Genomic DNA, 26777 nt, shown 5'->3' with positions numbered 1-26777 from the left:
TCGCTCAGAAGCTGCCGGGCAGCAGGATGTCGGAGCCGACGTCGTCGATCCGGGTACGGCCGCAGAAGGCCATGCTGACATCCAGTTCCTTGTGGATGATCTGCAGTGCCCGAGTCACGCCGGCTTCACCGGCCGCTCCCAGCCCATACAGGAACGCCCGCCCGATGAGTGTTCCGCGCGCGCCCAGGGCGCGGGCCTTGAGCACATCCTGGCCGCTGCGCACGCCGCCGTCCATCCAGACCTCGATGTCGCGCCCGGCCGCCTCCACGATGCCGGGCAGTGCTGAAATCGACGACGGCGCACCGTCGAGCTGCCGCCCGCCGTGGTTGCTCACGATCAATGCATCGGCGCCGCTGTCGGCGGCCAGGCGGGCATCTTCGGCGTCCATGATGCCCTTGAGGATGAGCTTGCCGCCCCAGCGCTTCTTGATCCACTCCACGTCGCCCCAGTTGAGCTGCGGATCGAACTGTTCGGCCGTCCACGACGACAGCGACGACAGGTCGCCCACGCCCTTGGCATGGCCGACGATGTTGCCGAAGGTCCGGCGCGGGGTGCCCAGCATGCCCATGCACCAGTGCGGTTTGGTGGCGAGGTTGAGCAGGTTGCGCAGCGTGGGTTTGGGCGGTGTGCTCAGGCCGTTCTTGATGTCCTTGTGGCGCTGGCCGAGGATCTGCAGGTCCAGCGTGAGCTGCAGTGCGCTCACGCCGGCAGCCTTGGCGCGATCGATGAGCCGTTCGATGAAGTCGCGGTCGCGCATCACGTAGAGCTGGAACCAGAACGGCTGGCGGCCGGTGTGCTCGGCCACATCCTCGAGCGAGCAGATGCTCATGGTCGAGAGCGTGAAAGGAATGCCGAACTTCAAGGCGGCACGCGCGGCCAGGATTTCGCCGTCTGCATGCTGCATGCCCGTCAGGCCGGTGGGCGCGATGGCCACGGGCATCGAGACGTCCTGGCCGATCAGCGTGGTGCGGGTGCTGCGGCCGGTCATGTCGACGGCGACGCGCTGGCGCAGCTTGATGCGCTTGAAGTCGTCTTCGTTGGCGCGGTAGGTGCTTTCGGTGTACGAGCCGGAATCGGCGTAGTCGTAGAACATGCGGGGCACGCGACGCTTGGCAAGGACACGCAAGTCCTCGATGCAGGTGATTTTCGAGAGGTCGGTCATGATTCGGCTCGGTATGGCGTAGGGGTCTCGCAGGCACGGCACGGCGCGGGGCGGGCTCTGCTGCACCTGGGGGACCAGAACGTGTGCCGAGGGCAGCAGCAGGCGGCGGCGCGTGGCCGTGCGTCGGCGGCCATCATAGTGCCAGGCGAGGCCAGACCGGGTCTCGGCGGTTTTCAGCCCGCGGGCGCCGTGGCGCTCGGCTGCGGCGCGTCGCCGGGTTCGCGGCTGGCCGGATCGAACTGGTTGGCCAACTGGCGCAGCGGCTCGATCTGCCGCGCGATGAGGGCCAGTTGCAACTGCACCAGGCGCCGGTCTTCCGGCAGTTCTTCGGGGGCGGCGTCCAGCCGCTCGGCGATGGCCTGGCCTGCCGGTTCGGCTGCCACGCTGGCCGAAGGCACACGCAGGTGGCGGGCGATGGTGTCGAGGTGCCCGGCCAGTTGAGCGGTGACCTCGGCCACGGCCGTGCCGGTCTCGGTTTCGCTCGTGGCCGAGGGGGCGAGGCTGTGACGGTGCGCACCCAGTCCCGAGAGGTAGTTGAGCAGGGTATGCAGTTGCACCTGGAGGCGTACGGCGGTTTCGCCGTCCTGGCGCGAGGTGCCGGGTTCCTGCAGCATGGCGGCGACGGCATTCGACAGGGCCGCGTCTGCGTTGTGCGCCTCGCGCCGTGCGACGCGGTAGGCGAGCGTGTCCTGCTTGCCGCTGTGCCCGCTTTCGTACTGGCGCATGATTTCTCGCAGGTAGCGGCCGCAGGCGGCTATGGCGTTGGCTGCGACCAGGTTGAGGCGGCGCGTCTGCCAGTCGGGCAGCACCAGGTAGACGGCCAGCACGGCGATGAAGCCGCCGATGAAGGTGTCGACCATGCGCGGCACGATGAGCGCGTAGCCGTTGCCGATCTGGTTGAAGCCCAGCAGCACCATCAGCGTGATGGCGGCCGTCGACAGCGCGTACCGTGTGGTGCGTGTGGCAAAGAAGGTGACGCCCGCCGCCACGGCAAAACACGCCTGCAGCAGCAGGTTGGGGAAAAGCCGGAACAGCGCCCAGCCCACCAGCAGGCCGGCGATCGTGCCCAGCATGCGTTCGGCCACGCGTGTGCGTGTGGCGCCGTAGCCCTGGCGGCAGACAAACACCGTGGTCAGCAGGATCCAGAAGCCCTGGTTGGCGTGGATCAGGTGCATCACGCCGTAGCCGGCCGCCAGCGCCACGCACAGGCGCACCGCATGCCGCATCAGCGCGGAAGAGAGCGTGAACTGCAGCCGCACGCGGTCGAACGCCTCCTTGAAGTTCTTGGGCGAGCGGTCGTGCAGCCGCTGGTCGGCCGGCATGGCGGTTGTTGCCGCCGTGGCCGAAGGGCCCGGTGCCGGGCCGGCCGACGACGTGCCCAGGGGCGCGGTGTTGGGGGCGCTGGCCTGCCCGAGCTGGTCTTCCAGCGTCGCCAGGTTGCGTGCCAGGGCGACCAGTGAACGCAGCAACTGGCGCCAGATCGGCTGTTCGAGCGTGCCCGGCATGCCGCGCAGCCACGACAGCGAGGCCTGCAGGTCCACGAGGGCCAGCGCGCTGGCCTCGCCCTTGACGTAGGGCTGGCGCACACGGATCGCCTGCGCCAGTTCATGGCAGGCATGTCCCTGCAGGGCCAGTACACGCTGGCAGCGGAACATCACGTCGCTGTGGAAGAAGGTATCGGTGAGCTGCTCGTACGAGTCGTGGGATGAACTGGCGCGCTCGTGGATGTCCTGGGCAATGAAATACAGCGTGAGATAACGGTTGATGCGGCGGGTCGGCCGGATGCCCCGTGTCATGCGGTTGAAGAGCCCGTCCTTGGCCGCGTTGAGTGCGGCCACGACGCGGCTGTTGGCCTGGGCGAGGGTCAGGCGCCTCGCTTCCATGTTGATGCCGCGCACGGGCTCGAACATCTGCGATTTCAGCCGCAGGTAGCGTCCCAGTTCGTCGTACAGCCGGGCCAGGAACTGCTGCACCGGCTGGTTCGGAAACAGCACGCACCAGACGACCGACAGCAGGCCGTACCACGCCGCCCCGGCCAGCAGCAGCATGGGTTGCCACCAGAACGGACCGGCCAGCGCATGGGCCTGCTGGTCCACGGTGATGCTGGTGTAGATGCAGATGATGAGCGTGGCGTAGGCGATGGCCTGGTAGCGGGTGCTGATGGCGCCCAGCAGGGTCAGCGAGAACGCGGCGGCCACCAGGGTGGCGAGGTAGAGCCAGGGTTGATGGAAGACGGCTTCGATGGCGAAGGACGCCAGCGCAAAGGCCGCAAGCGTCACCGCGAGCGCACGGGCCCGCCCGCGCCAGTGGTCGTCGCTCTCGGCCAGGGCGCTGGCGATGCAGCCCAGGAACAGCGGCATGATCAGCCGTGACTGGTCGCTGCTCCAGCAGGCGGCCATGATGGACGACAGGGCGATGAAGACCCGCAGGCTGTAGGAGAAGCTGCCCAGCGCCCACAGGCGGCGAAGCGCGGTCGAGAAAGTTGAATGACGGTCCATGCGATCGGGTGGGAGCCTTGCGCGGCCTCCAACCCGGAGGCCGCTTGCCCGCAACGATATTAAGGGTTGCTCGGCGACTGTGTACCGAGAGGCAGGCATTTTGTGCAAGAAACACGCCTGTCCTGGCCCATGGGTTGCGCCAGGCCGGCGCCGCGCACTTCGATGCGGATCTCGTCGCGCACGGTGCCCCGCGCATCGACCACACGCACTTGGTGGCGGCCGGGCCAGGGCAGCCAGGCCAGCCGGGGCCCACGACCCAGAGGCTGGCCGTCGAGCTCCCAGCGGACGTCCACTCCCTGGGCCTTGAAGGTCAGGCGCTGGTGGGTGGGCGGAATATCGGGGTCGAGGGCAATGACGGTTCCCGAGACCGGCGATGTGATGCGCATCGGCTCTGGCAGGGCCGCCATGCCGGTCCCCGACCGGGAACCGCCTGGATCGGACGGCGCGGTGCGGCTGGCGAGCCGGGTCGACACGGTCTGCTCGGTTCCAGACAAAAACCACTCGCTGCGGGTCGCTTCGAGCGCGGTTCGACCGGATTCGCCGGGTGGATCGGGGCTGAATCGCACGGATTGGCGCACCAGCCCGGCCGGCACGGCAGGGGCCGGATCGGGGCGCATGCCGGATTCCAGCGCCTGCATGAGGTCTGCCCAGACCGGGGCCGCACCGCTGGTCCCGCTGATGTCGCGCATGGCCTGGCCTTCGGCATTGCCCACCCACACCCCCACGGTGTAGCGGTGCGACCAGCCGACGACCCAGTTGTCGCGCATATCCTTGCTGGTGCCGGTCTTGACGGCGGTCCAGGTGCGGGTGGCCAGCACGCTGCGGGTACCGAACGTGCGCGCACGGGCGTTCGGGTCGCTGAGAATGTCGGCCACCACGTAGGCGGCGCGCGGGTCGATGACCACCGGGCCCGGCGCAGGCATGGGCCCGGGCAGGAAACGCACGTTGCCGTGATGGCCGCCGTTGGCCAGCGTGCGGTAGGCATTGGTGAGCGCCAGCAGGCTGACCTCGGCGCTGCCCAGCGCCAGGCTGAAGCCGTAGTAGTCGCCGGTGTGCGGCAGGGCCAGGCCGAAATCGCGCAACTGCCGTGCAAAGGCAGCCGGCGTGACCATGGCCAGGGTGCGGACGGCCGGCACATTGAGCGAGGCCGCCAGCGCGGTGCGCACCGACACCCAGCCCTTGAAGTCGCGGTCGTAGTTCTGCGGAATGTAGAGCCCGCCCGACGTGTCGATGTGTGTCGGCGCATCGTGCAGCAGCGAGGCGGCGGTGAGCCGCCGTTCGGCCAGGGCCTGTGCGTAGAGCAGCGGCTTGAGTGTGGAGCCGGGCTGACGCAACGCCATGGCGGCGTCGACCTCGCGCGCCTGGCTCAGTTCACCCGACGAGCCGACATAGGCCAGCACGTCGCCGCTGGCATTGTCCAGCACCACCAGCGCGCCGTCGTTCACCTCGCGTCCGCGCAGTTCCCTCAGATGCCGCCCCAGGCTTTCCTGGGCCACGCGCTGCAGGCGGGCGTCCAGGGTGGTGAGAAGGGGGGGCTGCTGTCCCTGGGGCGCGGGTCGAGCCGCGCGCAGCGCCTGCCGGGCCGCATGAGGCGCAATGCCGGCGCTGGATGCGTAGGCGCTGCGTTCGAGCGCGGACTGGGTCAGCATCGTGAGCCACAGGCAATCGGGTTGCGTCACGGGAGCGGATTGCGCGCGGGCCTGCAGCATGTCGCGCCAGACGCCGCAGGCCCGCCGGGCCACCTGGGCGACCGGTGCGTTGGGCGCGCGAACCAGCGCGGCGGCGATGGCGGCCTCGCCGTCGTCCAGGCCATGTGCGGCCTTGCCGAACAGGGTGCGGGACAGGGCATCGATGCCGACGAGTTCGCCGCGCCAGGGGACGAGGTTGAGGTAGGCCTCGAGCACCCGGTCCTTGCGCCAGCGCCGATCGAGCACCGTGCCCGAGACGACCTGGCCGACCTTGTCGAGCACCGTGCGCTGGCCCGAGCGGGGCCGGTCGCCTTCGCCCAGCAGGCCGACAAGCTGCATGCTGATGGTCGATGCGCCCCGGGTGCGTTCATGGAACAGATGCCCCCAGGCCGCAGCCGAGACCGACGCCCAGTCCACGCCGCTGTGCGCGTAGAAGCGCCTGTCCTCGCTGAGCACCAGCGCCAGACGCAGCGCGCCCGAGGTGTCTTCGAGGCTCACCCATTCGCCGCGCCGCACCGTGTAGTCGGTGCGCAGGCGTTGCAGCAGCTCGCCGTGGCGGTCGAGGACAAGCGTCTCGGAGGACGGGTAGGCCGCTCGCACGTCGTCGAAGCTGGGCAGTGCCCAGGCGAGACCCGAGGCCGCGCACAGCGCCGCCGTACAGCACATCGTGCGCAGGATCTGCGCCATCGGCGTCATGGTGCGGCGACCACCCGCAGGCGGGCGTTGGGCGTTTCGGCGAACATCTCGGGGGCATAGAGCGCTTCGACACGGCTGGCCGGCAGGGCAAATTCACCGACGCTGTTGAGCCTGACGGTGTAGCTGACGACAAAACGTCCTTTGGGCACGAACGCGTAGTACGCGCGCCAGGACTCGAAACCGCGTTCCTCGAAGGCCAGCCACGGCTGGTTCCAGGACGGGCCTGCGGTTTCCTCCGTGTCGACCGGAGACGGTTCGCTGCCGGGCCGCTGGGCGGCGATCGCCGAATCCCGGCCCAGTCCACTGCCCAGTACGGTGGCACCGGTCGGAACCGGGTCCTGGACGACGACCCAGCTCATGTCGGCCGTGGCATCGATCTCGAGTGCGATGCGCAGCACATCGCCCCGGCTGTAGCGGCCGGGCTGTGCCTGCTCGACCGCGGTGACGGATTTGCGCAGACTGTAGCCCGCGCTGACCGCTGCCGTGCGCGGCACGGCGGCAATGGATTGCAAGGTCATCCACGGACTGCCGCTGCCTTCGTGCTTCACCTGCAGTTCGGCCGGCTGGGCAGGCCAGGGCAGGGTCATGGCGTTGTTCGCCAGTTGTCCTGCGACGACAGGGGCACCGAACAGTGCGTCGGGGCGGGGCGCGCTGCCAGCAGGCACAGGCTGGACTTGCCGCCAGTCGACGCGGGCCTGCGCCGCGCCCAACCGGGCCTGCGTGGTGCCGTCGACGGGTACGGACTCGAAGCGGCGGCCGAAGTCCTGCAGGGCCAGGCTGCCCCACAGGTTGGCGGTGGTGGTGCGCCAGGCCCCGTTGCGTTGCTGGCGGCCGATGAGACCCGTGACCAGACGGGGCAGGTCTTCGCGCCAGGCCGGATCGTCCATGACGGCCAGCAGCAGGCGTGCGGCGTTGGTGTCGCCGCCGGCCATCAGCCACCACCACTCGTCGGTGCTCTCGGTGCTGAAGACCAGCCGCGTGCCCTGCACGCTCAGCCGGCCCCTGAGCACCTGGCCGGCTTCCTGCAGGTGACGTTCGCGCAGGGGCGCATCGGTCACGCGCCGCAGAATCGACAGCCAGTCGACCACGGCACTGGTCGGCCAGCGGTTCGGATCCGCAGACAGGCTGCCCAGAAGCCGCGCCGTGACCTGCCCGCCGCGCGACAGGGCTTCGAGGGCCGCGAGCTTGCGGACCTCCAGATCGGGGCGCGGGCTCCAGAACCGCCGCTCCAGCCGGCCTTCGACGAAACGCAGTAAACCGTTTTGCATGCGTGTGCGCAGCTCGGGCGGCAGTGCAAAGGCCGGATCGGTTGTCGCAGCCTGGTCGCTGGCGGCCAGCAGATAGGCGGTCAGCGTGTCGCTGCCGCGTGCCGCGTCGCCCGATCGCGGCGGAAAGTAGTTGGCCAGACCGTCCTCGTCGAGGTAGGTGGGCATCGTCTCGACCACACGGCTCCAGAGGGCCGCGTCGCCCAGGCCGATGGCCCGGCTGGCCTGCTGTTCCAGGCAGGTATAGGGGTAGTTTTCGAACCAGTCGCGTACGCCGGACAGCCCTTGCGCCAGGCGCGGCTGCAGCGTGATCTTCAGTCCGCCGCGGCCCGGCAGTGCGCCGGCCGGCAATGCCACGGCCTGGGTGTAGGCGGGCAGGGCCGTGGCGTCTACCGTGTCGGGTGTGCCGGGCGGCAGTTGCACCAGCGTGGCCTGCTGCACGCCGAGCGGCACGGCCGGCAGCAAGCGCTGGGTGATGCGGATGCGATCCTGGGCACCGCTGCCGGAGGTATCGCGGGCTTCGATCTGCCAGGGGATCTCGGTGGCGCGGGCCAGGTCGGCGGGCACCTGGATGTCCCATTGCGCCTCGCGTGCCTCGCCGGCCGGTACATCGAGCTGCCGCTTCGGCAGGTTCAGGCCCGGGGCGCTGGGCACGAGTTCGACGGCCATGGCCTTGGCGGTGGTGTTGCGCACCGTGACCTGGGCGACATACCGGTCGTCGCTGCGCACCAGGGGCGGCAGGCCGCTGAGCAATTGCAGATCCTGCGTGGTCTGGATCTGCGTCGAGCCGGTGCCGAATTCACTCGCCTGGGCATCGGTGCGCCCTGCGGCCTGCGGGATCTCGGCGATGGCCACGATGCGGAACTGCGTGAGCGCATCGTTGAGCGGCACGGTCAGGCGTGCCTGCCCCTGTGCGTCGAGCGCGATGTCGGGTTGCCATGTCAGCAGGGTGTCGAAGAGCTCGCGTGTCGCGCCGTTGCCTCCGCCGTCGCCGCCGGCCGGGACCGCCTTGCGGCCGTAGTGACGGCGGCCGATGAGCTCCATCTGGGCCGTCGCGGTCTGCACGCCCCAACTGCGCCGGGGGTACATGGCTTCGAGCAGTTGCCAACTCGTGTTGGGCCACAGATCCAGCAAGGCCTGGTCGACTGCCGCCAGTGCGATGCGGGCTTGCGGCGCGGGGCTGCCATCGGCGTGCCGCACCGTGACCGTCACCTGGGCCTGGCCCCGCACGGCGTAGCGGGACTGGTCGGTCTGCACCTGCACCTGAAGCTGCCGGGCCTCGAGGCCGACGCGGATCTCGGCCACGCCGATGCGGAACGCGGGTTTGCTCAGGTCGACCAGCGCGGTGGGGACGGTGTATTCCTTGCTGTCGTAGCGGAACGCCCGCCACCATTCGCGGGGCGCCTTGTAGCCCCAGGTGAAGAAGGAGTACCAAGGCACCTCGACCAGGCGCCCGCGCAGCACGAGCGCGCTGACATACACATTGGGGCCCCAGTCGGGCTGCACCTTCAGGCGCACCGTGGGGTCTTCGCCCGTCAGCGCCATCACCTCGTGGTGCAGGATGCCCTCGCGTTCGACCGTCACCAGCGCCGTGGCGCGGCGAAACGGCATGCGCACCTGGAAGACGGCGGTGTCGCCGGCCTGGTACGACTTCTTCTCGGGCAGCAGGTCGATGCGGTCGTGGTCCTGTGCGTCGAACCACATTTCGCCCTGCCGGGCGATCCAGACCGACTCGGCGGCCTGGGAGATCCGTCCCTCTGCATCGGTGGCCGTGACGACCAGTTCGATCTCGCCGGCCTTGGCCAGGCGCGCCGTGCAGGCCAGCAGGCCCCGGCTGTCGCTGCGGCCCTGGCAGATCTCGCCCAGGTCCTGGGTCTGCCGCTCGTGGTCGTAACTGTAGAAGCCGCCGACCATGCGCTTGCGGCTGGTGGTGGTGGTGTGGGCGATCGCGCGTACGCTCAGCGCCACGCCGGCTTGCGGCCGGCCCAGGGTGTCCAGCGCCAGGGCCTGCACCGGCACCGACTGGCCGGCCGAAGCCCAGCCCTCGGCACGAATGCCGGCCACCACACCCGAGGGCCACACCGCATGCGTACTGCTCAAGGTCTGGATCTCGCCGTTGGGATCGCTGTAGCTGGCCTCCAGCACCAGCTCCCTGGCGTGGGTGGCGGGGGACAGCGGGCCCACATCGACATGACCCTGGCCTTGGTTGTCGAGTGCGAGGGGGGCCTGATCGAGCACGATGCGTGTATCGGCCGCCGAGGCGTCCGACGTGCCGTCTTCTCCTCCGTCGGTCTCCTGGGCTTCTTCTGCCGCCCGGTCACGGGGCGGGTCGAAGCGGTAGCCCGCATGGTCCAGGAAATCCACCCCGCGCGGTCGCAGCAAGGCCGACACCCGCACCGGCAACTGACGTGCGGGCCCGCCGGAAAGGTAGTCGATCTGCACACGTGCCTCGACCTTTCCGGGCTGCACCAGGGGCAGCGGGCCGGCCGGCTGGATGCGGCCCGTCATCACCGGCAGGCGGAACTCCTCGACCCGAAACGTGGCCGTGGTCTCGGTCACGGCATCGTGGCGTGCCGAGCTGCGGCCGCCCGGCAGGGCGGTCAGCGACACTTCATAGACTCCCAGCTTGGCCTGTCGGGGGATGGCGAATGTGCTGGTCGCGCCCTGGCCCGAACCGGGCTGGAGCACCAGCGGGTACTCCTGGCCGCTGCCGACGTGCACCAGCTTGGCCTCGGTCAGCTGCATGCGCCCGTAGGCCAGTCCCTGGGCGGTCTGCTGGCGCACCAGGTGTTTCATCGACACCGTCTCGCCCGCCCGCAGCAGGCTGCGGTCGAGCACGGTATGCAGGCGCGTGTCGGGCCGCGGGCTCGAATCGGTCGGCACGTTGAAGCGCCAGGATTCGATGCCGCGTGTCCAGTCGCTCCAGACAAAAGCCATGTCGCTGTCGGCTCCCTCGCCGGTTCGCGCGCTGACGAAATAGGCCTGCATCGAGTCGCCGGGGAGCGAGCAGGTGGGGGCGCGCGGCGAGAGGCCCTCGAGCCGCGCAATGCCCTGCGCGTCGGTGCGTGCGTTCGCGACCTCGCGGCCGTCGCAGGTGGACACGCGCACGGCGGCATCCGCAACCGGCTGGCCGTTGTCCAGCCGGGTCACCCAGGCCAGGGCATTCTCGCGGCCGAGCTTGAAGTGAAGGCCCAGGTTGGTGACGAGTACCGAGGTGCGCACGTACAGGGTGCGGTCGGCACCGAGCTTCGGGTCGAGCAAGGCCTCGCCCAGCCGCGACGAGGCGATCTCCACCACGCTGAAACCCGGCTCCATCGGAATGCCGACCACCTCGAAGGGCCGCGGGTCTTGCTGCAAGGGGGCGGGCAGGGCGAGCTTGCGGGCCGTTTCCTGGCCGTCGAGCAGCGAGACCTGGCGGGTTGCGATCCAGGTGCGGTCGCTGTCGCCGGTCGGCGGCGGTGCATCGACGCCGTCCTGCCGCAGCACTTTGCGATCGATGGTGCCTTCGTCGTAACGCCGGATGCGATGCCACCAGCGGATGATGTCGGCATCCTGCGCGGGCCGCAACGTGCGAACCTGGCCGCTCGATACCGGTCCGGATATGGCCTGCGTGCTGACCGGCAGTGCCGCCTCGACGCGGCGCAGCGTCACGGGCAGAAGGGGCGGGCCGTCCGGCTCGGCATGGCGCTCGATCACACCGAAGGGCGAGGCGGCAAACTTGGCCAGGGGCGGCAAGTCGCCCGTGGCCACGGACAGGGGGAACGCGCTGGCATCGGCCAGGGGCCTGCCGGATGCGTCCTGGAAGCCGGCCGGCACCTCGAGCTGCAACCGTGCACGCACGGGCAGCGGGGAGGCGAAACGCAGGCTCTGGACCACGGCATCGCCGTCGGCCGCCTCGGGCTCGTCGAACTGCGGCGCGATGGCCGCGCGCGGCTGGCGCGGGTCGACCAGCCGGATGGCACTGGCGACCGACCGTTTCACCGGCGCGGAGAACTGCAGGTTCAAGGGCCGGATCGGCAGGCAGTCGGCCTGTGCGTTTTCGCGCTCGCAGCTCACGTGCGCGGAAAAAGGCGCACGAACCGTGTAGTCGTACGGGACGGCGGTGCGGCTGGCCAGTCCACCGGGTGTGCGGATGCCGGCGCCGACGACGAGCTGCATGTCGGTGCCGGCCGTCAGGCGGCGTTGGCAGGCCAGTACGTGGAAGCGTGCGGGGGCGCGCTGGGCCTGCCGCGACAGCCCCAGGGTTTCGAGCAAGGCGGCACGTTCGCCGGCCTCCACGGCCCGCACGGGAACCTGTTCGCCCAGGTCGCCGGGCTTGCACCACACATGCTGCGCCACGCTGGCCGCCGTCGCGGCTGCGGAGAACTCGAGCACGAAGGTCTGCTCCTCCTCGATGTCCTGCCACGTGTTGGGCCTGACCCGCCGAACGGCCGGGCCGCCGGTGTCGAAGTCGAAGCGCGTGGCCGCAGCCAGAGCGGCGTCTGCCGGCGAACGAAAGCCGGGCACGGCCGTGGCCGAGCAGCGCACGCCGGCCGGCACATCCGACTCGAAGGTATAGACCCATTCGCGGGCGTTGGTCCAGCGTCCTGCGCCGGCGGGCGCGGCGGCATCGGTGCAGCGCACCTCCAGCGGCGCGGCCGCAAGCGGGTCGCCGAAGCGGACGGCATCGGCGTCGAAGCGGGCCACGAACTGCCGGACCTGCGTGACCGTGCCTTGCGGACTGGCGGACGCGACCCGCAGCGGCGGGGCGGCAGCCATCGCGTCGCCGAGGCCGACCGCCGTCCATGCCGACAGGCACAACGCCAGGGCACCGAGGCGCATGCGCCAGTCAACTATCGGGGAGCAGGATGTCTCGTCTGTCTTGTTGTGCGGCATGATACTGCGGCCTCTTGTGTAGCGTTTGTGCCGTGTGCGGCATGGGTTTGCGCCACATGCTAGCCCGTTGTTCCGCGTCCGTCATGGTTTTCATGGCCGGTCCGCATGGCCGGGGGGTGCAGGTGCCGCATCTGCCGGATCGCTTCCGGCGACCGCCATTCTCCTGCGCCGCCGTGGACTGTCCAGGGTGCGAGCGTCTGTACAAGAGCCCAAATCCCTGCCTGAATGCCTGCCCATGACACTCACTCCTTCTCCCGCCGATCCCCTCTCCACCCTCGATCCCTGGCTGCATGAACTGCAGGACTGGATCGCCTGTGAATCCCCTTCGGCCGACACCGCCGCCGTGACCCGCATGATGGAACTGGCCGCGCGGCGCGCCCAGGCCAAGGGCCTGCGGACCGAGTCGATTCAGTTGGCCGGAACGCCTGCCCCCGCGCTGCTCGTGAGCAACCGCGCGGCCGGAGACGATCGTGCCGGCATTCTGATCATCGGCCATCTCGACACGGTTCACCCGGCCGGCACCCTGGCGCGCAATGGCTGGCGCTGCGTCGACGATCGGCTCTATGGTCCCGGCATCTACGACATGAAGGCCGGTGTCTATCTGGCGCTCGAGGCCCTGGGCGAGTTGCAGGCGGCCGGCGGCCGTACGGCCTTGCCCGTGGACATGCTGCTGGTGCCGGACGAGGAAATCGGCAGCATCCACAGCCGCACGCTCACCGAGGATTGGGCACGCCGCTCGCGCTACGGCCTGGTCTGCGAGCCGGCGCGGGCGCGCACGGGTTACTGCGTCACGGCCCGCAAGGGCACCGGCATGCTGCGCGTCGTGGCGCATGGACGGCCTTCGCATGCGGGCGTGCAGCACGACAAGGGCCGCAGCGCCATACGCGAGATGGCCCACCAGGTGCTCGCCATCGAGGCCATGACCGACTATGCCCAGGGCGTGACGGTCAGCGTGGGGCTGATCGAGGGCGGCACCACCCGCAACGTGGTGCCGGCGCGCTGCGAGATCTTTGCCGATTTCCGGGTGCCCGATCAGGCCCGAGGCGACGCCTTGCTGGCGCGCATGCGTGCGCTGTCTCCCCGCGATGCCGACGTCACGCTCGAGATGACGGCCGAGATGAACCGTCCGCCCATGGAGCCGTCCGACGCCACCCTCGCGTTGCTGGCACGTGCCCAGGCTTGTGCGTCGCAGGCCGGCTGGACACTGGGCGCTGCCCCCATGACAGGGGGCGGCAGCGATGCCAATTTTGCCGCCGCGGCCGGCCTGGCGACGCTCGACGGCCTGGGACCGGACGGCGACGGGGCCCACACGCTGGACGAGTACATCCTCGTCTCCACCTTGGCGCAACGCCTGGCGTTCTGGCGACTGCTGCTGCAATCCCTGGATTGAGCCGGCCACCTGCCGCCGCGGACGCCTGGCATCCGCGGGTCATGGCAGGACAACCGGTTCTCTTCGGGAGGCTCAGTCCAGCCGCAGGCCCATGCGGGCCGTGATCGTGCCGAAGCGCTGCAAGTCGCGGTTGAGCAGGCGCTGGAAGGCCCGGGGGCTGCGCTCGTCGCCGCGGGTCAGTGTGTAGCCCATCTGTTCCAGGCCGGTCTTGAGTTCCGGCTGGGCGATCGCGTCGGCCAGAAGCCCGTTCACGCGCGCAATGATCCCGGCAGGCGTTCCCGTCGGCGCCAGCAGGCCATGCCATTGGTCGAGTTCGTAGCCCGGCAGGCCTTGCTCGGCCACCGAAGGCACGTCGGGCAGTTGTGCGATACGCTCGCGCGAAGTGACGGCCAACGCGCGCAGCTTGCCGCTCGCAAGTAAGGGGGCTGCCGCGCTGGCGGTGACGATGCCCAGTCCGACCTGGCCCGACATCACGTCGGTCAGGGCCGGCCCGCATCCCTTGTAGGCGATCTGCTGCAGCGGCGCATGAGCCTGCATGCGCAGCATTTCGCCCGCCAGATGCTGAGGCGTGCCGGCGCCGCACGAGGCAAAAAACGGCGTTTGCGACGCACCGCGGGCGGTGGCCAGCAGATCGTCCAGTCCATGCCAGGGCGAGTTCGACGGTACGACCAGCACCGACGGCACAAAACCGACGTTGATCACCGTATCGAAATCGCGGCCGGGCGAAAAATCCAGAGGTCCATACACACCGGGGTTGATGGCGAATGTGCTGTTGACCATCAGCAGCGTATAGCCGTCGGCTGCTGCCTTGGCCACCCGGCTGGCCCCGATGTTGCCGCTGGCGCCCGGGCGGTTTTCCACCACCACGGGCTGTCCCCATCGCTGTTGCATGACAAGAGCCAGCTTGCGTGCCAGCAGATCCGTGCCGCCACCGGGCGCAAACGTGACGACGATGGTGATCGGGCGGGTGGGATAGGCGTCGGCGGCCTGCGCCTCGACGCGGGCGGTGTCGTTGGCCTGTGCGGAGCCGGCGGCCAGGGCCAGGGCGGCCCATGCCAGCCAGGCCTGGCCCGTCATGACCGCTCGCACGCGATGGAGAAAACCGGGCACAGCGGGATTTGGGCTGTTTTTATTGCTCATGATGAGTATAAGTTGGCGTAGCCGTCAGGGCACGAAAGCGCTGGGTCGTCAATTTATGCTGTTTTTGAGTATAAATCCAGCGGATCGCAGGAAGACCCGGATGTCCGAATGGACAAATGCCATGAAGAGCAGGCGCCCGTGGTCTCGAACCTGCACGCCGCCTTCAAGCCGCTTTCATGCCGGCTTCGCACCGTGTCAGCGGGACAGCGGCAGCTTGCTGCCCGAAATCGCACGTTCGAACAGCACATCGTCGCGAAAACGGAAAAGCTTGGCGGGGCGGCCCGAGGTCCCTTGCGTCATCGCGCCGGTTTCCTCGACCAGTGCCTGCTGCTCGACCAGGCGGCGGAAATTCTGCTTGTGCAGGGTCCGGCCGGCCAGCACCTCCACGCTCTGCTGCAACTGCAGCAGCGTGAAACTGTCGGGCATCAGCTCGAAGACGACCGGCCGGTACTTGATCTTGGCGCGCAAGCGGGCGATGCCGGTGGCCAGGATGCGGCGGAAATCCTGCGCCATGGGTTGTCCGCTCCAGGCCGGCGCGCGGTGGCCGGGGCCTGGCGGGACGGCTGCACCGGGTGTTCCGGAAGCCTCCGGCAGGCGGGCGTGCGGCGACTCGGCCACCAGCCCGGCTTCGTACAGCAACTCGTAGCGCTGCAACACGAAATCCTCGTTCCAGCCGGCGCCCTGCAGGCCAAAGGCGGTGTCGATGCGCATGCGTCTGAGCTGCGCCGTGGCCGCATCCGGCGCGGCGTTGCACCAGGCCTCGAGCGCGGGCCCTGCGTCCTCGGACAGGCGTTTGCGAGCGGCGCCGTCGCGCTGGTCTTCCCAGGGGAAATAGTGGTACCAGTCGCGCCAGACGGCACCGTCGGCGTGGCCTTCTCGTGTCAGTCCCAGGTAACTCACCGAAATCACGCGTTGTCCCTCGCGGCGCTCGCGGTCGCCGTCGGCGAAGGTGTAGAGCTGCTCGATGTAGCCGATGGGGTGATGGGTTTCGGTCTCCACCCACGCCCGCATGCCCGATTGCAGCGAGCGGTGGGCGAGTTCGAACGGCCCGCTGGGCAAGGCCTGCCCCTCGTGCGTGGTGAGGATACGGGCGTGGCCCTGGGTGACGGCCACCAGCACGGCGACCAGGTCGGCGGCCACGGGCTGGGGTGAGGAAGCAGGGGGCGAGGAGGCGGGCAAGTCTGGCGATCCGTTGGTCTTCGAGCGGCGCCGGGGATTTCTCCGTGCGCCTGGATGCCGATTCTAGGTCGAGGCCGGGCCGCGTTCAGTGGTGGGTCTGGTCGGGGACGAACACGTAACCGATGCCCCACACCGTCTGGATGTAACGGGGGCTGGCCGGATCGGGTTCGATGAGCTTGCGCAGCCGGGAGACCTGGACGTCGAGGCTGCGGTCGTAGGGATCGAACTCGCGGCCGCGTGCCAGCTTGGCCAGTTTCTCGCGGGTGAGCGGCTGGTGCGGATGGCGCACCAGCGCCTTGAGCATGGCGTACTCGCCCGTGGTCAACGGCATCTCTTCGTCGCCGCGGTGCAGGGAGCGATTGCCGAGGTTGAAGTTGTAGGGGCCGAAACTGAACACCTCTTGCGCGGAAGACGGGGCACCCGGTGCCTCGAGCCGGGGGCGGCGGCGCAGCACGGCGTTGATGCGGGCCAGCAGTTCGCGCGGGTTGTAGGGCTTGCCCATGTAGTCGTCGGCGCCGACTTCCAGACCGACGATCCGGTCCACATCCTCGCTCTTGGCGGACAGCATGATGATGGGCGTGCCGTCTTCGCCGGCACGCAGACGACGGCAGATGGACAGGCCGTCTTCGCCTGGCAGCAGAAGATCCAGCACGATCAGGTCGACACTTTCGCGTTGCAGAACACGATTGAGGCCCGGTCCATCGTCGGCCAGGACCACTGAGAAACCTTCCTGGGCGAGATAGCGCCGCAGCGTATCGGCGGCACGGGCGTCATTGTCGACAACCACGATCTTGTCTGCACGCGGGGGTGTTCGGGACATAAAAAAACAATTCTTCGAGTTGTACGAAACTATACGTCTGACGGGGGACTTGACAACAGTGAAATCCATCAAATCAACGTCAGACGTTGCCGCATGAAAGCCGATTCATGCCGACGCTGGATGGAGCAGGCCCGATCCGCCAGGTTCCGTATGTTGCGACAAATGGATGCTCACCCCCGTGCGAATGCGCTCCTATCCGACAACGTCAGGGAATCCGTGCGTCTATAACAGGCTCACGCTGGCCTATGCCGGCCTCTCTCATTGCAGGAAAAAAGGCTGTATCCATGACCCCAACGCATTCCACTCGCCGTTTCGCCCCCGCCCGGGGTTTCATCCGCTCGTCGGCTTGGGCCGTTGCGGCCGCAGGGCTTCTGCTGGCCACCGGCGCGCATGCGCAGTCGTCGCAGCCGATCATGCTGAGCAGCCCGGTGCCCGCCAACGTGGTGCAGATCTCGGCTGCCGGCAGCATCGAAGTGCCGCAGGACTACCTGACCATCACGCTGGCGGCCACGCGCGAGGCGCCCGACGCCGCCACGGTTCAGACCCAGCTCAAGACGGCGCTCGATGCCGCGCTGGCTCAGGCGCGCGGTGCGGTCCAGGGCGACCAGCTCGAGGTGCAGACCGGCGCTTTCTCGTTGTCGCCGCGTTATGACCGCAACGGCAAGATCAGCACCTGGCAGGGCCGTAGCGAACTGGTGATCCAGGGCCGCGATTTCGGCCGGATCAGCACGCTGGCTGGTCAGATCCAGGGGCTCGCCATCGCGGACGTCGCTTTCAGCCTCAGCCGCGACGGGCGGCAGAAGGTCGAGCAGCAGGTCCAGGGCCAGGCCATCGAGCGCTTCAAGGCCAAGGCCGGCGATGTCGCCAAGGGTTTCGGTTTTTCGCAGTACAGCCTGCGTGAGATTTCCGTCAACACCGAAGGCGACGGCGGCTACGTGCCCCGCCCGCGGATGATGGCCATGGCCGCCTCGGCCAAGATGGAAGATGCCGCCGTGCCGGTGGAAGCCGGCAAGGCGACGGTGACCGTGACGGTCTCGGGCTCGATCCAGCTCCAGTAAAGCCCTCGGGTGCGAGGGGCCGGCCGGCTCAGTGCAGTTTCTTGACCAGGACCTGCGAGCGGCGATCCCAGTTGTATTTGCGCAGACGTGCCTCGGGCAGCCAGTCCGGCTCGACCGGCTGGAAGCCGCGCTTGATGAACCAGTGCATGGTGCGGGTCGTCAGCACGAACAGGCTCTCGAGGCCGATCGCACGGGCCCGCTGTTCGATGCGCTTGAGGATGCGTTCGCCGTCGCCCTGCGACTGCACGTTGGCCGACACGGTGAGCGCGGCCATTTCGCCGGTGCGGGCATCCGGGTAGGGATAGAGGGCGGCGCAGCCGAAGATCACGCCGTCGTGCTCGATCACCGTGTACTGCGCGATGTCGCGTTCGATCTCGGTGCGGCTGCGCTTGACCAGCGTGCCGTCCTTTTCCAGCGGTTCGATCAACTGCAGAATGCCGCCGATGTCTTCCACCGAGGCTTCACGCAGGCTTTCGAGCTTTTCGTCGACCACCATGGTGCCGATGCCGTCGTGCACGTAGACCTCGAGCAGCAACGAGCCGTCGACCGCGAAAGGCAGGATGTGGCTGCGTTCGACGCCGCTCTTGCAGGCCTTGACGCAATGCTGGAGGTAGAAGGCCGTGTCCTGAGGGGTCTGCGCGGCGGGCAGGGCGGAGAGCAGTTTCTCGGCGACATCCAGCGGCAGTTCGGTGTCGATGGGGTTGTCTTCGGCTTCCGGCTCGCCCGGGCGCATGCGGATGCCCGGCACCTCGGTGAGGAAGATGAGCTTGTCGGCCTGCAGCGACGTGGCCACCGAGGTCGCCACTTCCTCCATGGTGAGGTTGAACGCTTCGCCGGTCGGCGAGAAACCGAAGGGCGACAGCAGCACCATGGAGCCGAAGTCGAGGTTGCGCGAGATGCTGGCCACATCGAGCTTGCGCACCACGCCGGAGTGCTTGAAATCCACGCCGTCGATCACGCCGACCGGACGGGCCGTGATGAAGTTGCCCGACACCACGCGCACCGTGGCCCCGGCCATGGGCGTATTCGGCAGGCCCTGGCTGAAGGCGGCCTCGATTTCATAACGCAGTTGCCCGGCGGCTTCCTGGGCGCAGTCGAGCGCCACGCTGTCGGTGATCCGGATGCCGTTCGAATACTTCGCTTCGTGGCCCTTGGCCTGCAACTGTTCGTTGACCTGGGGGCGGAAGCCGTGGACCAGCACGATCTTCACGCCCATGCTCTGGATCAGCGCCAGATCCTGGGCGATGGCCGGCAGCTTGCCTGCCGCGATGGCCTCGCCCGCGATACCCACCACGAACGTCTTGCCGCGGTGCATGTGGATGTAGGGCGCCACGGAGCGAAACCAGGGCACGAAGGTGAAATTGAAGACAGCGGACATAAGAGCTTCGGACGGCGGCCGTGGCTGTGACAGGTTCTGGGAAGCCGTGCGCGTCGATGGTCGACCCTTGGCGGCGCGATGAGTTTTTCAGGCCGCGAGTGTAGTCGCCTTGAGCCCGGACTGCATGCCTGCGGCCCCGGAGGCGCTGCAGGGTGTGGCCCTCGCGGCACAGCACGGGCCGATCGGGCCGTCTGCTGGCCGCGCTCCTGTCCGGAAACCGGGTGGAAGCACAAGGGGGCACAGGCAGACGCGGCGGCCTGCAGGCCGCGCCGGTGTGGCCTTTCTACGTACTTGCGGTGGCGTGTGGAACTGGAATATGCAGAATTCAGGTCGATTCGGAATAGATAGCAACGATCCTTCGATTCCATTGTGCTGCCAAGGGTTTCGTTTCGAATCGTCGGTTTTCATGGCACGGCCTGTCCCGGGGTTATCGAAAAGATAGCGTATCGGCATCGATTCATATCTAATTGCGGGCGTCGGAGGACTGCAGCTCTCGCCGAGAGGACCTGACTGGATGGCGACGGCGTTGCGGGCGTCTCCAGGCCCAGCGGGCGATCGAGGTGTCTCGCCGGGCGATGGTCAGCCGACCCATGGCGGTTTTTGCCGTTTCTCGACTCGATCAGCAGCGTTGTGCCAGTGACCCCGACCCCGACTCCCCCCACTCGTTCTTTTTTCCGATTTCTCGACCGTCTGGGCGCCTCCCGGATCGCCTCGCTCGCGGTGCATCTGGATCTGCGGCGCCTCATCATGGGCCTGGCGCTGCTGGTGGTGCTGGTGACCTTCGCGAATACGTTCTATGCAGGCTATCTGCAGCAGCGCGAGATGCTGATCCGCAATACGCTGGAATCCAACCAGGCCTATGCCACCAAGGCCGCGGGACTGACCGACGGTTTCCTGCAGCAGGCCCTGTCTCAGTTGGGCTACAGCGCTCAGTTGCTGGGCAGCGGTTTCGACAGTCCCGCCGTGCAGAGCGCCGAGACCCGCCGGCTGCTGCAGCAGAACCAGACCTACAACTCGGTGGTGATCGTGAATGCCGCTGGCAAGGTCCTGAACATTTCACCGCCGATGGCCGAAGTCGTCGGGCAGCAGATCGGCAGCAGCGGCATGCTGGCGGCCCTGCAGGCCCGTCAGCCTCTGGTGAGCGAGCCGTTCGTGGCAGGCACCGGGCGGCTGGTGATCTTCATCAGCCACCCGGTGTTCGCGCCGGGAGGGGAGTACCTGGGCTTCATCGGCGGCAGCGTCTATCTGCATGATCAGAACGCGCTGCATGCCGTGCTGGGCCAGCACCATTTTCTGAACGGCTCCTACCTGTTCGTGGTGGATCGGCAGGGGCGCCTGATTTTCCACCGGGATCAGGAGCGCGTGGGAGAGAACGTCATGCGCAACCGGGTGGTGCAATCGGTGATACAGCGGAATGAAGCGGGCAGCGCCGAATCGGTCAACACGCGGGGAGAGTCCATGCTGTCCGGTTATGCCCCGGTGGGTCTGACGGGCTGGGGCGTGGTGGTCCAGCGCCCCACGGAACTGACTCTGGATGTGCTGCCTCTGCAGGTCCAGGGGATGCTCTGGAAGGTCGCTCCCTTGCTGGTCGCGACCTTGCTGGCGATCTGGGCCCTGGCCCGGTGGATTGCCAAACCCCTGCATGACCTGGCCCGGATTGCCAACCGGCTCGACGATGCGGACACCGCAGGCAACATCGCCCAGGTGCCCTCGTGGTACTACGAGGTCATCAAACTCAAGCAGGCGATCCTGGCCGGATTGAGCCAGGTGCAGCGCAGGATCACGCGGCTGAACACCGAAACCGTGACGGACCCGCTGACCGGCCTGCTGAACCGCCGCGGCATGATGGAGACGCTGCAGGCCTGGGAAGAAGCCGGACGCCCGTTTTCCGTGGCGGTGATCGACATCGACCATTTCAAATCCATCAACGACACATACGGGCACGACGCGGGCGACACGGTGCTGCGTTTCCTGGCCGACCACATGCGCCGCGCGGCCCGGGCGGGCGATGTGCTGTGCCGCCAGGGGGGTGACGAGTTCACCTTGCTGTTGCCCGCAACGCCTGCGCATGAGGCGGTGCATGCCTGCGAGCGGCTGACGCACGGCATGGCCTTCGAGCACGCGTATCCGGGCGTCACGATCACGCTGTCGATCGGGGTGGCCGATTTCCGGCGCGAGGATATCCATGTGAACGGAACGCTGAAGGCTGCCGACGTGGCGTTGTACCAGGCGAAACGACGCGGACGCAATCAGCTCGTCGAGGCCGAACGGGCTTGATCCGGTGGGATCGCGCCACAGCCGATCCAGTCATCGGGCAGATCGAGCCGTCTTGCCGTTCGACCGGGCCGCATGCGGCCGCTGCAGGGCCGGGGGGCCGCATCAGGGGGGGCGCTGCCGAATCGACTGCTAGCGGCTGGCTGCGGGGCCCGACGGCGGGCGGCCGGCGACGCTGCCGCGCCATTGCCAGTCCACGGGCAGCAGCATGCTGGCCGGCGGCTGGCCTGACGCGAGCGCGCTCAGCAGGTGGCGGGCGGCGGTCTCGCCCAGCCGGCGGTTGTCGACTCGGCCGCTGGTGAGCGCAGGCGTCAGGCGAGAGACCATGCGCAGGTCGTCGAAGCCGGTCAGCGAGACGTCTTCCGGAATGCGGATGCCGGCCTTCTGGGCGGCAAAAAAAGCCCCCAGCGCCAGCTCGTCGTTGCCGCAGATCACCACGCTCGGCGGTTCGGGCCGTGCCATCAGCCGAAGAAACGCCTGCTCGCCGAAATCGATTCCGGTGCCGGTCTGCTGCATCTCGAAATCGCAGGCCACGGGGTCGGGCGTGCCGGCTTCGCGCACCGCGTCGCGGATGCCGTTGAGCCGGGCCTCGACCCGGTCGTTGTTGAGCAGCGGTTGCAGGATCACGCCCAGCCGGCGATGCCCCGAGGCGATCAGCCGCTGCGCGAGTTCGTGGAAAGCCTGGCGGTGGTCGACGCCGATGCAGGCATGCGGCGCACCGGCACGCCAGCTGTAGAGCACGACGTACGGCATGCCGCGTGCACGCAGCAGCTCGAACAGACGGGGATTCTGGGTCTCGCCGACGACGGCCAGGGCTTCGATGCCTCGGCCCAGCATGATCTGGGCCTCGTCCAGCGCCACGTCGATGTCGTAGTTCGAACAGCCGATCAGGAGGTTCATGCCCTGTTCGCGCAAGACCCGCTGAAGGCCCTCGGTCTGGTGTGCAAAGACCTCGTTGTCCATGGTCGGCAGCAGCAGACCCATCAGCCGCGAGCGGCTCGATGCCAGGGCGCGCCCGGTCGCGTTCGGGATCCAGCCCAGTTGGGCGATGGCCGATTGCACGCGCTGGCGCACGTCCTCCGAGACCTTGTCCGGCGTGTTGATGACGCGCGACACCGTGGCGGTCGATACGCCGGCGGCCTGCGCCACTTCGCGCAGGCCCGGCCGCGTGTCGCGCCGTCTCGATGTTCTCTGTGACGATGACAAAACCTAACTCCCTTCTGGATGGACCGTGCCGACCCTAAACCATTCGATACACGCTGTCTTATCAGGGAAAACCCTGTTCAGCCGGTTTCATGTAAACGTTTACTCTAGCGCACTCGGCCGCCTTCCAGGGCGCCACGTCTCTTTGCCTGGAGTTTTTTTCGCATGCATCAACCCATCGACGGCATCATTCCCGTGATGCTCACGCCCTTGACCGAACAGGGCGCACTGGATCTCGAAGGCCTGGACCGGCTGGTCGACTGGTATCTCGACCATGGCGCGGACGCCCTGTTCGCGGTTTGCCAATCGAGCGAGATGCAACTGCTGAGCCTGGATGAACGGGTGACGCTGGCACGCCGTACGCTGGCACGCGCGGCCGGGCGGGTTCCCGTGATCGCATCCGGCCATGTGAGCGACGACCGCCAGGCACAGCTCGACGAGCTGCTGGCCGTGGCCGAGACCGGCGTCGACGGTGTGGTGCTGGTCACCAACCGGCTCGATCCGCAGCGCCTGGGTGCCGCGACATGGCGCGACAACCTCGACTGGCTGCTCGAACGCCTGCCCGCCGAACTGCCGCTGGGCCTGTACGAATGCCCGGCGCCCTACCGCCGTCTGCTCAGCGACGAGGAACTCTCATACTGCGCGCAGAGCGGCCGTTTTGTGGTGCTCAAGGACGTGTCGTGCGATCTGGCCACCGTCCAGCGGCGCGTCGAGCTGGTGCGCGGCACGCCGCTGGCCATCGTCAATGCCAATGCGGCCATCGCTCACGAAGCCATGCTGGCGGGCGCACGCGGCTTCAGCGGCGTGTTCACGAACTTCCATCCCGACCTCTACAAGTGGCTGCTGGTGCAAGGGCCGGACCATCCCGAGCTGGCCCGTGAACTGGCCAACTTCCTGTCGCTGTCGGCAGTCACCGAAACGCTGGGTTATCCCAAGAACGCCAAGGTCCATCAGCAACGCCTGGGCACTTTCGAGAGCACCTTCAGCCGTGTCGTCCGCGACGACGTGCTCGAGAAGTTCTGGGCCCTGGGTGTCATCCTCGACCAGATCCGCGACGGCGCCGAACACTACCGGCGCAAGATCGGCGACGCCCGCTGAAGACCCCCGATCATCATCCAAGGAGACATGACATGAAATTCATCCGACGCATCGCCCTGAGTGCCTTGATGCTCTCGAGCTCGGCCTTCGCCGCCTGGCCCGACAAGCCGATCAGCATCATCGTGCCCTGGGGTGCCGGCGGCAACACCGACACGGTGGCGCGCCTGGTCGCCCAGGGGCTGCAGAAAGAGCTGGGGGTCAACGTCAACGTGATCAACCGCACGGGCGGCAGCGGCGTGGTGGGCCACGACGCCATCCACCGTGCCAAGGCCGATGGCTACACGCTCGGCGTGGTGACGGTGGAGATCGCCATGATGCACCACCAGAAGATGACGCCTCTGAGCTACCAGGACTACACGCCCATCAGCCGGCTGGCCTTGATCTATGGCGGCCTGCAGGTCGCCAAGGATTCGCCGTACAAGAACGCCAACGAGCTCATGGATGCGATCAAGCAGCAGCCCGGCAAGCTGCGGGCCTCGGGCAGCGGACTCAAGTCGGTCTGGCACCTCAACACGCTGGGCATGCTCCGGAGCGCGCAATTGCCCGATTCCGCGGTGCGGTTCGTGCCCTCGCAAGGTTCCAGCGCGGCGCTGCAGGAACTGGTGTCGGGCGGTGTCGACTTCGTCACCTCTTCGCCGGGCGAGGCCAAGGGCATGGTCGATGCCGGACTGGTGCGCCATCTGGCCATCATGGCCAACCAGCCGTCGGAGCTGTATGGCCAGATTCCCCGCTTCAACCAGGCGACGCCGTACGACTGGTCGCTGACGACCTGGAACGTGCTGGCGGCCCCCAAGGGACTGAGCCCGGACATCGCCGAAACCCTCGCGGCGGCGATGAAGAAGGTCTATGCCAGCGGCGAACTGCAGAAGTTCGCCAACAACCAGGGCTTCGAGGTCAACGCGCTCTATGGCGATGCACTGCGACAGTTCATGAAGGACGAAGACGCACGCTTCGGCCGCCTGCTGGTCGAAGACCGATAAACCGAAAGCCGGGCAGGCCGCGCCCGACGCGGCCTGAAATCACATGCGCATGCCACCTCTTTCCCTGCTGTTGCCGTTGCTCTTCCTGATCCTGGGCTCCGGCATGGCGCTCTATGCCTGGATCGTGCTGGGCGACGCCGGCTCCTACGGCGCGGGCTTCATGCCGGCGGCCATCGGTTGCCTCATCACGCTGCTTTCCGCCCTCGAGCTGGTCCGCGAGACCCGCCGCTGGCTTGTCCTGCGCCCGCAGCCGGAGTCGGGCGGCCGCGAACTGTTCAGCCTGGCCGTGGTGATCGCGGCCGTGGTGTTCTACATCGCGTTCGTCGATGTGCTGGGTTTCGTCGTGACCTCCAGCCTCATCGTCGTGGCGCTGCTCGTGCCGTTTCTCGGCAAGCGCAGGCTGATGGCCTCGCTGGCAGCCATTGCCGCGGTCGCGGGTATCTATTACCTGTTCTCCGCGATCCTGCTGGTCCCGCTGCCTTCCGGCAGCCTGTTCTGAAGACGGTCCATGGAAAACCTGATCAACGCCAGCAGCTATATCACGCTCGAAGCCATCGCCGCCATCCTGGGGGCCGGCCTGTTCGGCCTGTTCGTCGGTGCCATCCCCGGGCTATCGGCCACCATGGCCGTGGCTCTGCTGGTGCCTTTCACTTTCTTCATGGAGCCGATCCCCGCGATCGCCATGATGATCTCGGTCGGTGCCTCGACCATCTACGCGGGCGACATCCCGGGCGTGCTGCTGCGCATTCCGGGCACACCGGCGTCGGCCGCCTATGTGGACGACAGTTATGCCCTGAGCCAGCAGGGCCGGACCAACCATGTGCTCGGCCTGGGCCTGAGCACATCGGTGATCGGCGGCATCTTCGGCGCCATCGTGCTGGCCGTGGCTTCGCCCGTGCTGGCTTCGTTCGCCATGAAGTTCAGCTCCTTCGAGTACGCCTGGCTGTCGCTGCTGGGCCTGAGCTGCGCCACGCTGATCGCCGGACAGCACGTGCTCAAGAGCCTGCTGGCGCTGCTGCTCGGCCTGGGGCTGGCAACGGTGGGCTACGACGAATTCACCGGGCAGCCTCGCTTCACGTTCGGCCAGGTCGCGCTGCTGGAGGGCATCAGCTTCATTCCGGCCATGATCGGCATGTTCGCCATTGCCAACGCGATCGAGTTCTACGCCGGCCGCCATGCCGCCGCGCGCGCCGGCGCGCCCCGGCCGGTGCAGGAAAAGGCGTCGTTCAACATCCTGGCCGGCATCGGTCCGTCGCTGAAGAAGAATCGCTCGGGCATCGCGCGCAGCAGTGCCATCGGCACGCTCATCGGCGTGCTGCCGGGGGCCGGGGCCGATATCGCCGCCTGGATCTCGTATGCGGTGGCCAAGAAGTTCTCCCGCCAGCCGCAGGAGTACGGCAAGGGTTCGGAAGAGGCCGTCATCAATGCGTCGTCGAGCAACAACGCGAGCCTGGCCGGCAGCTACATTCCGACCCTGGTGTTCGGCATTCCGGGCGACTCGGTGGCCGCCATCGTCATCGGTGTGCTCTACATGAAGGACATGCAGCCGGGGCCGTCGCTGTTCATCTTCCAGCCCGACAAGCTCTACGCCATCTTCCTGCTGTTCTTCATCGCCAATCTGGCCCTGTTGCCGCTGGCGCTGCTGGTGGTCAATGCGCTCAAGCGCCTGACCACCATCAACAAGGACGTCATCTATCCGTTTGTCATCCTGTTCAGCATCGTCGGCGCGTTCGCCATGAACAACTCGATGGCCTCGGTGATCGTGATGCTGGTGATGGGCGTGGCCGGGTATTTCCTGCAGAAACACCATTACCCGATCGCGCCGGTCATCCTCGGCATGGTGCTGGGGCCGCTGTTCGAGAAGAACCTGCTGGCCTCGCTCACCAAGGCCGACGGCCAGTGGCTGGCTTTTGTGGAACGGCCCATCTCGGCTTGCCTGGCCGGCCTGTTCCTGATGGTGGTGGTCATGCAACTGCGCAACATCGCACGCGATCTGCGGGCGGCCGGCCAGTCGCCGGCGGCTGCGCCCGATCACACCCGCTGACAGGGGCTGCGCCGCGTGCGCAGCGCTGA

Annotated in this window: 16 protein-coding genes; 7 read left to right on the top strand and 9 right to left on the bottom strand. The window is 67.9% G+C overall.

The window, feature by feature from the left end:
- Positions 1-4: 4 nt before the first annotated feature.
- From EC845_RS14785 to EC845_RS14770, 4 genes are all read right to left on the bottom strand, one after another.
- The gene (locus EC845_RS14785) at positions 5-1162 is read right to left on the bottom strand and encodes an alpha-hydroxy acid oxidase (RefSeq protein WP_123298905.1); all 1158 of its coding nucleotides are present in this window, start codon (positions 1160-1162) and stop codon (positions 5-7) included.
- 173 nt (positions 1163-1335) lie between these two features.
- Complete coding sequence (yccS, locus tag EC845_RS14780; protein ID WP_123298904.1) at positions 1336-3660, bottom strand: YccS family putative transporter; 2325 nt, start codon at positions 3658-3660, stop codon at positions 1336-1338.
- A 59-nt stretch (positions 3661-3719) separates the two neighbouring features.
- Positions 3720-6035 carry a penicillin-binding protein 1C gene (pbpC, locus tag EC845_RS14775; protein WP_199739824.1) on the bottom strand — a complete coding sequence of 772 codons (2316 nt, stop codon included), beginning with the start codon at positions 6033-6035 and terminating at the stop codon, positions 3720-3722.
- A 5-nt stretch (positions 6036-6040) separates the two neighbouring features.
- Positions 6041-12130: an alpha-2-macroglobulin gene (locus tag EC845_RS14770; protein WP_123298903.1), complete on the bottom strand. Its 6090-nt coding sequence runs from the start codon at positions 12128-12130 to the stop codon at positions 6041-6043.
- Positions 12131-12419: 289 nt separating this feature from the next.
- Here EC845_RS14770 and EC845_RS14765 point away from each other — a divergent pair, with 289 nt between their 5' ends.
- Positions 12420-13574 carry a M20 family metallopeptidase gene (locus EC845_RS14765; RefSeq protein ID WP_123298902.1) on the top strand — a complete coding sequence of 385 codons (1155 nt, stop codon included), beginning with the start codon at positions 12420-12422 and terminating at the stop codon, positions 13572-13574.
- 72 nt (positions 13575-13646) lie between these two features.
- Here the strand turns inward: EC845_RS14765 and EC845_RS14760 are convergent, their stop codons facing one another.
- The 3 genes from EC845_RS14760 to ompR form a co-directional block, all read right to left on the bottom strand.
- Entirely contained in the window at positions 13647-14651 is a 1005-nt protein-coding gene (locus tag EC845_RS14760) for a tripartite tricarboxylate transporter substrate binding protein (RefSeq protein ID WP_123298901.1), read from the bottom strand.
- A gap of 258 nt (positions 14652-14909) precedes the next feature.
- Positions 14910-15893 (bottom strand): hypothetical protein, encoded by a 984-nt coding sequence (locus EC845_RS14755; protein ID WP_123298900.1) that lies wholly within the window; start codon positions 15891-15893, stop codon positions 14910-14912.
- A gap of 85 nt (positions 15894-15978) precedes the next feature.
- The gene (gene ompR, locus EC845_RS14750; RefSeq protein WP_123298899.1) at positions 15979-16713 is read right to left on the bottom strand and encodes a two-component system response regulator OmpR; all 735 of its coding nucleotides are present in this window, start codon (positions 16711-16713) and stop codon (positions 15979-15981) included.
- A gap of 284 nt (positions 16714-16997) precedes the next feature.
- Between ompR and EC845_RS14745 the strand changes: the two genes are divergently transcribed.
- Positions 16998-17771, top strand: a complete 774-nt coding sequence (locus tag EC845_RS14745) for an SIMPL domain-containing protein (RefSeq protein ID WP_123298898.1) — start codon at positions 16998-17000, stop codon at positions 17769-17771.
- A gap of 28 nt (positions 17772-17799) precedes the next feature.
- Here the strand turns inward: EC845_RS14745 and argA are convergent, their stop codons facing one another.
- Positions 17800-19149 (bottom strand): amino-acid N-acetyltransferase, encoded by a 1350-nt coding sequence (gene argA / locus EC845_RS14740; RefSeq protein ID WP_123298897.1) that lies wholly within the window; start codon positions 19147-19149, stop codon positions 17800-17802.
- Positions 19150-19869: 720 nt separating this feature from the next.
- On the opposite strand from argA, the gene EC845_RS14735 reads away from it, so the two are divergent.
- Positions 19870-21426 carry a sensor domain-containing diguanylate cyclase gene (locus EC845_RS14735; RefSeq protein ID WP_123298896.1) on the top strand — a complete coding sequence of 519 codons (1557 nt, stop codon included), beginning with the start codon at positions 19870-19872 and terminating at the stop codon, positions 21424-21426.
- A gap of 129 nt (positions 21427-21555) precedes the next feature.
- Here the strand turns inward: EC845_RS14735 and EC845_RS14730 are convergent, their stop codons facing one another.
- Positions 21556-22629: a LacI family DNA-binding transcriptional regulator gene (locus tag EC845_RS14730; RefSeq protein ID WP_123298895.1), complete on the bottom strand. Its 1074-nt coding sequence runs from the start codon at positions 22627-22629 to the stop codon at positions 21556-21558.
- Positions 22630-22791: 162 nt separating this feature from the next.
- Between EC845_RS14730 and EC845_RS14725 the strand changes: the two genes are divergently transcribed.
- The 4 genes from EC845_RS14725 to EC845_RS14710 are packed head-to-tail and all read left to right on the top strand — an operon-like array spanning position 22792 to position 26748.
- On the top strand, positions 22792-23724 hold the full coding sequence (locus EC845_RS14725; protein ID WP_123298894.1) for a dihydrodipicolinate synthase family protein: 933 nt from the start codon (positions 22792-22794) through the stop codon (positions 23722-23724).
- Positions 23725-23756: 32 nt separating this feature from the next.
- Positions 23757-24704 carry a tripartite tricarboxylate transporter substrate binding protein gene (locus EC845_RS14720; RefSeq protein WP_123298893.1) on the top strand — a complete coding sequence of 316 codons (948 nt, stop codon included), beginning with the start codon at positions 23757-23759 and terminating at the stop codon, positions 24702-24704.
- 49 nt (positions 24705-24753) lie between these two features.
- Positions 24754-25203: a tripartite tricarboxylate transporter TctB family protein gene (locus EC845_RS14715; RefSeq protein WP_158615701.1), complete on the top strand. Its 450-nt coding sequence runs from the start codon at positions 24754-24756 to the stop codon at positions 25201-25203.
- A 9-nt stretch (positions 25204-25212) separates the two neighbouring features.
- The gene (locus EC845_RS14710; protein ID WP_123298891.1) at positions 25213-26748 is read left to right on the top strand and encodes a tripartite tricarboxylate transporter permease; all 1536 of its coding nucleotides are present in this window, start codon (positions 25213-25215) and stop codon (positions 26746-26748) included.
- The last annotated feature ends 29 nt before the right edge of the window (positions 26749-26777 follow it).

Source organism: Comamonas sp. BIGb0124 (assembly GCF_003752175.1).
In the GTDB taxonomy this organism is placed as follows: Bacteria; Pseudomonadota; Gammaproteobacteria; order Burkholderiales; family Burkholderiaceae_C; genus Comamonas_F.
The sequence above is the reverse complement of the archived record's forward strand: the minus strand, read 5'-3'. Positions and strand labels throughout refer to the sequence as shown.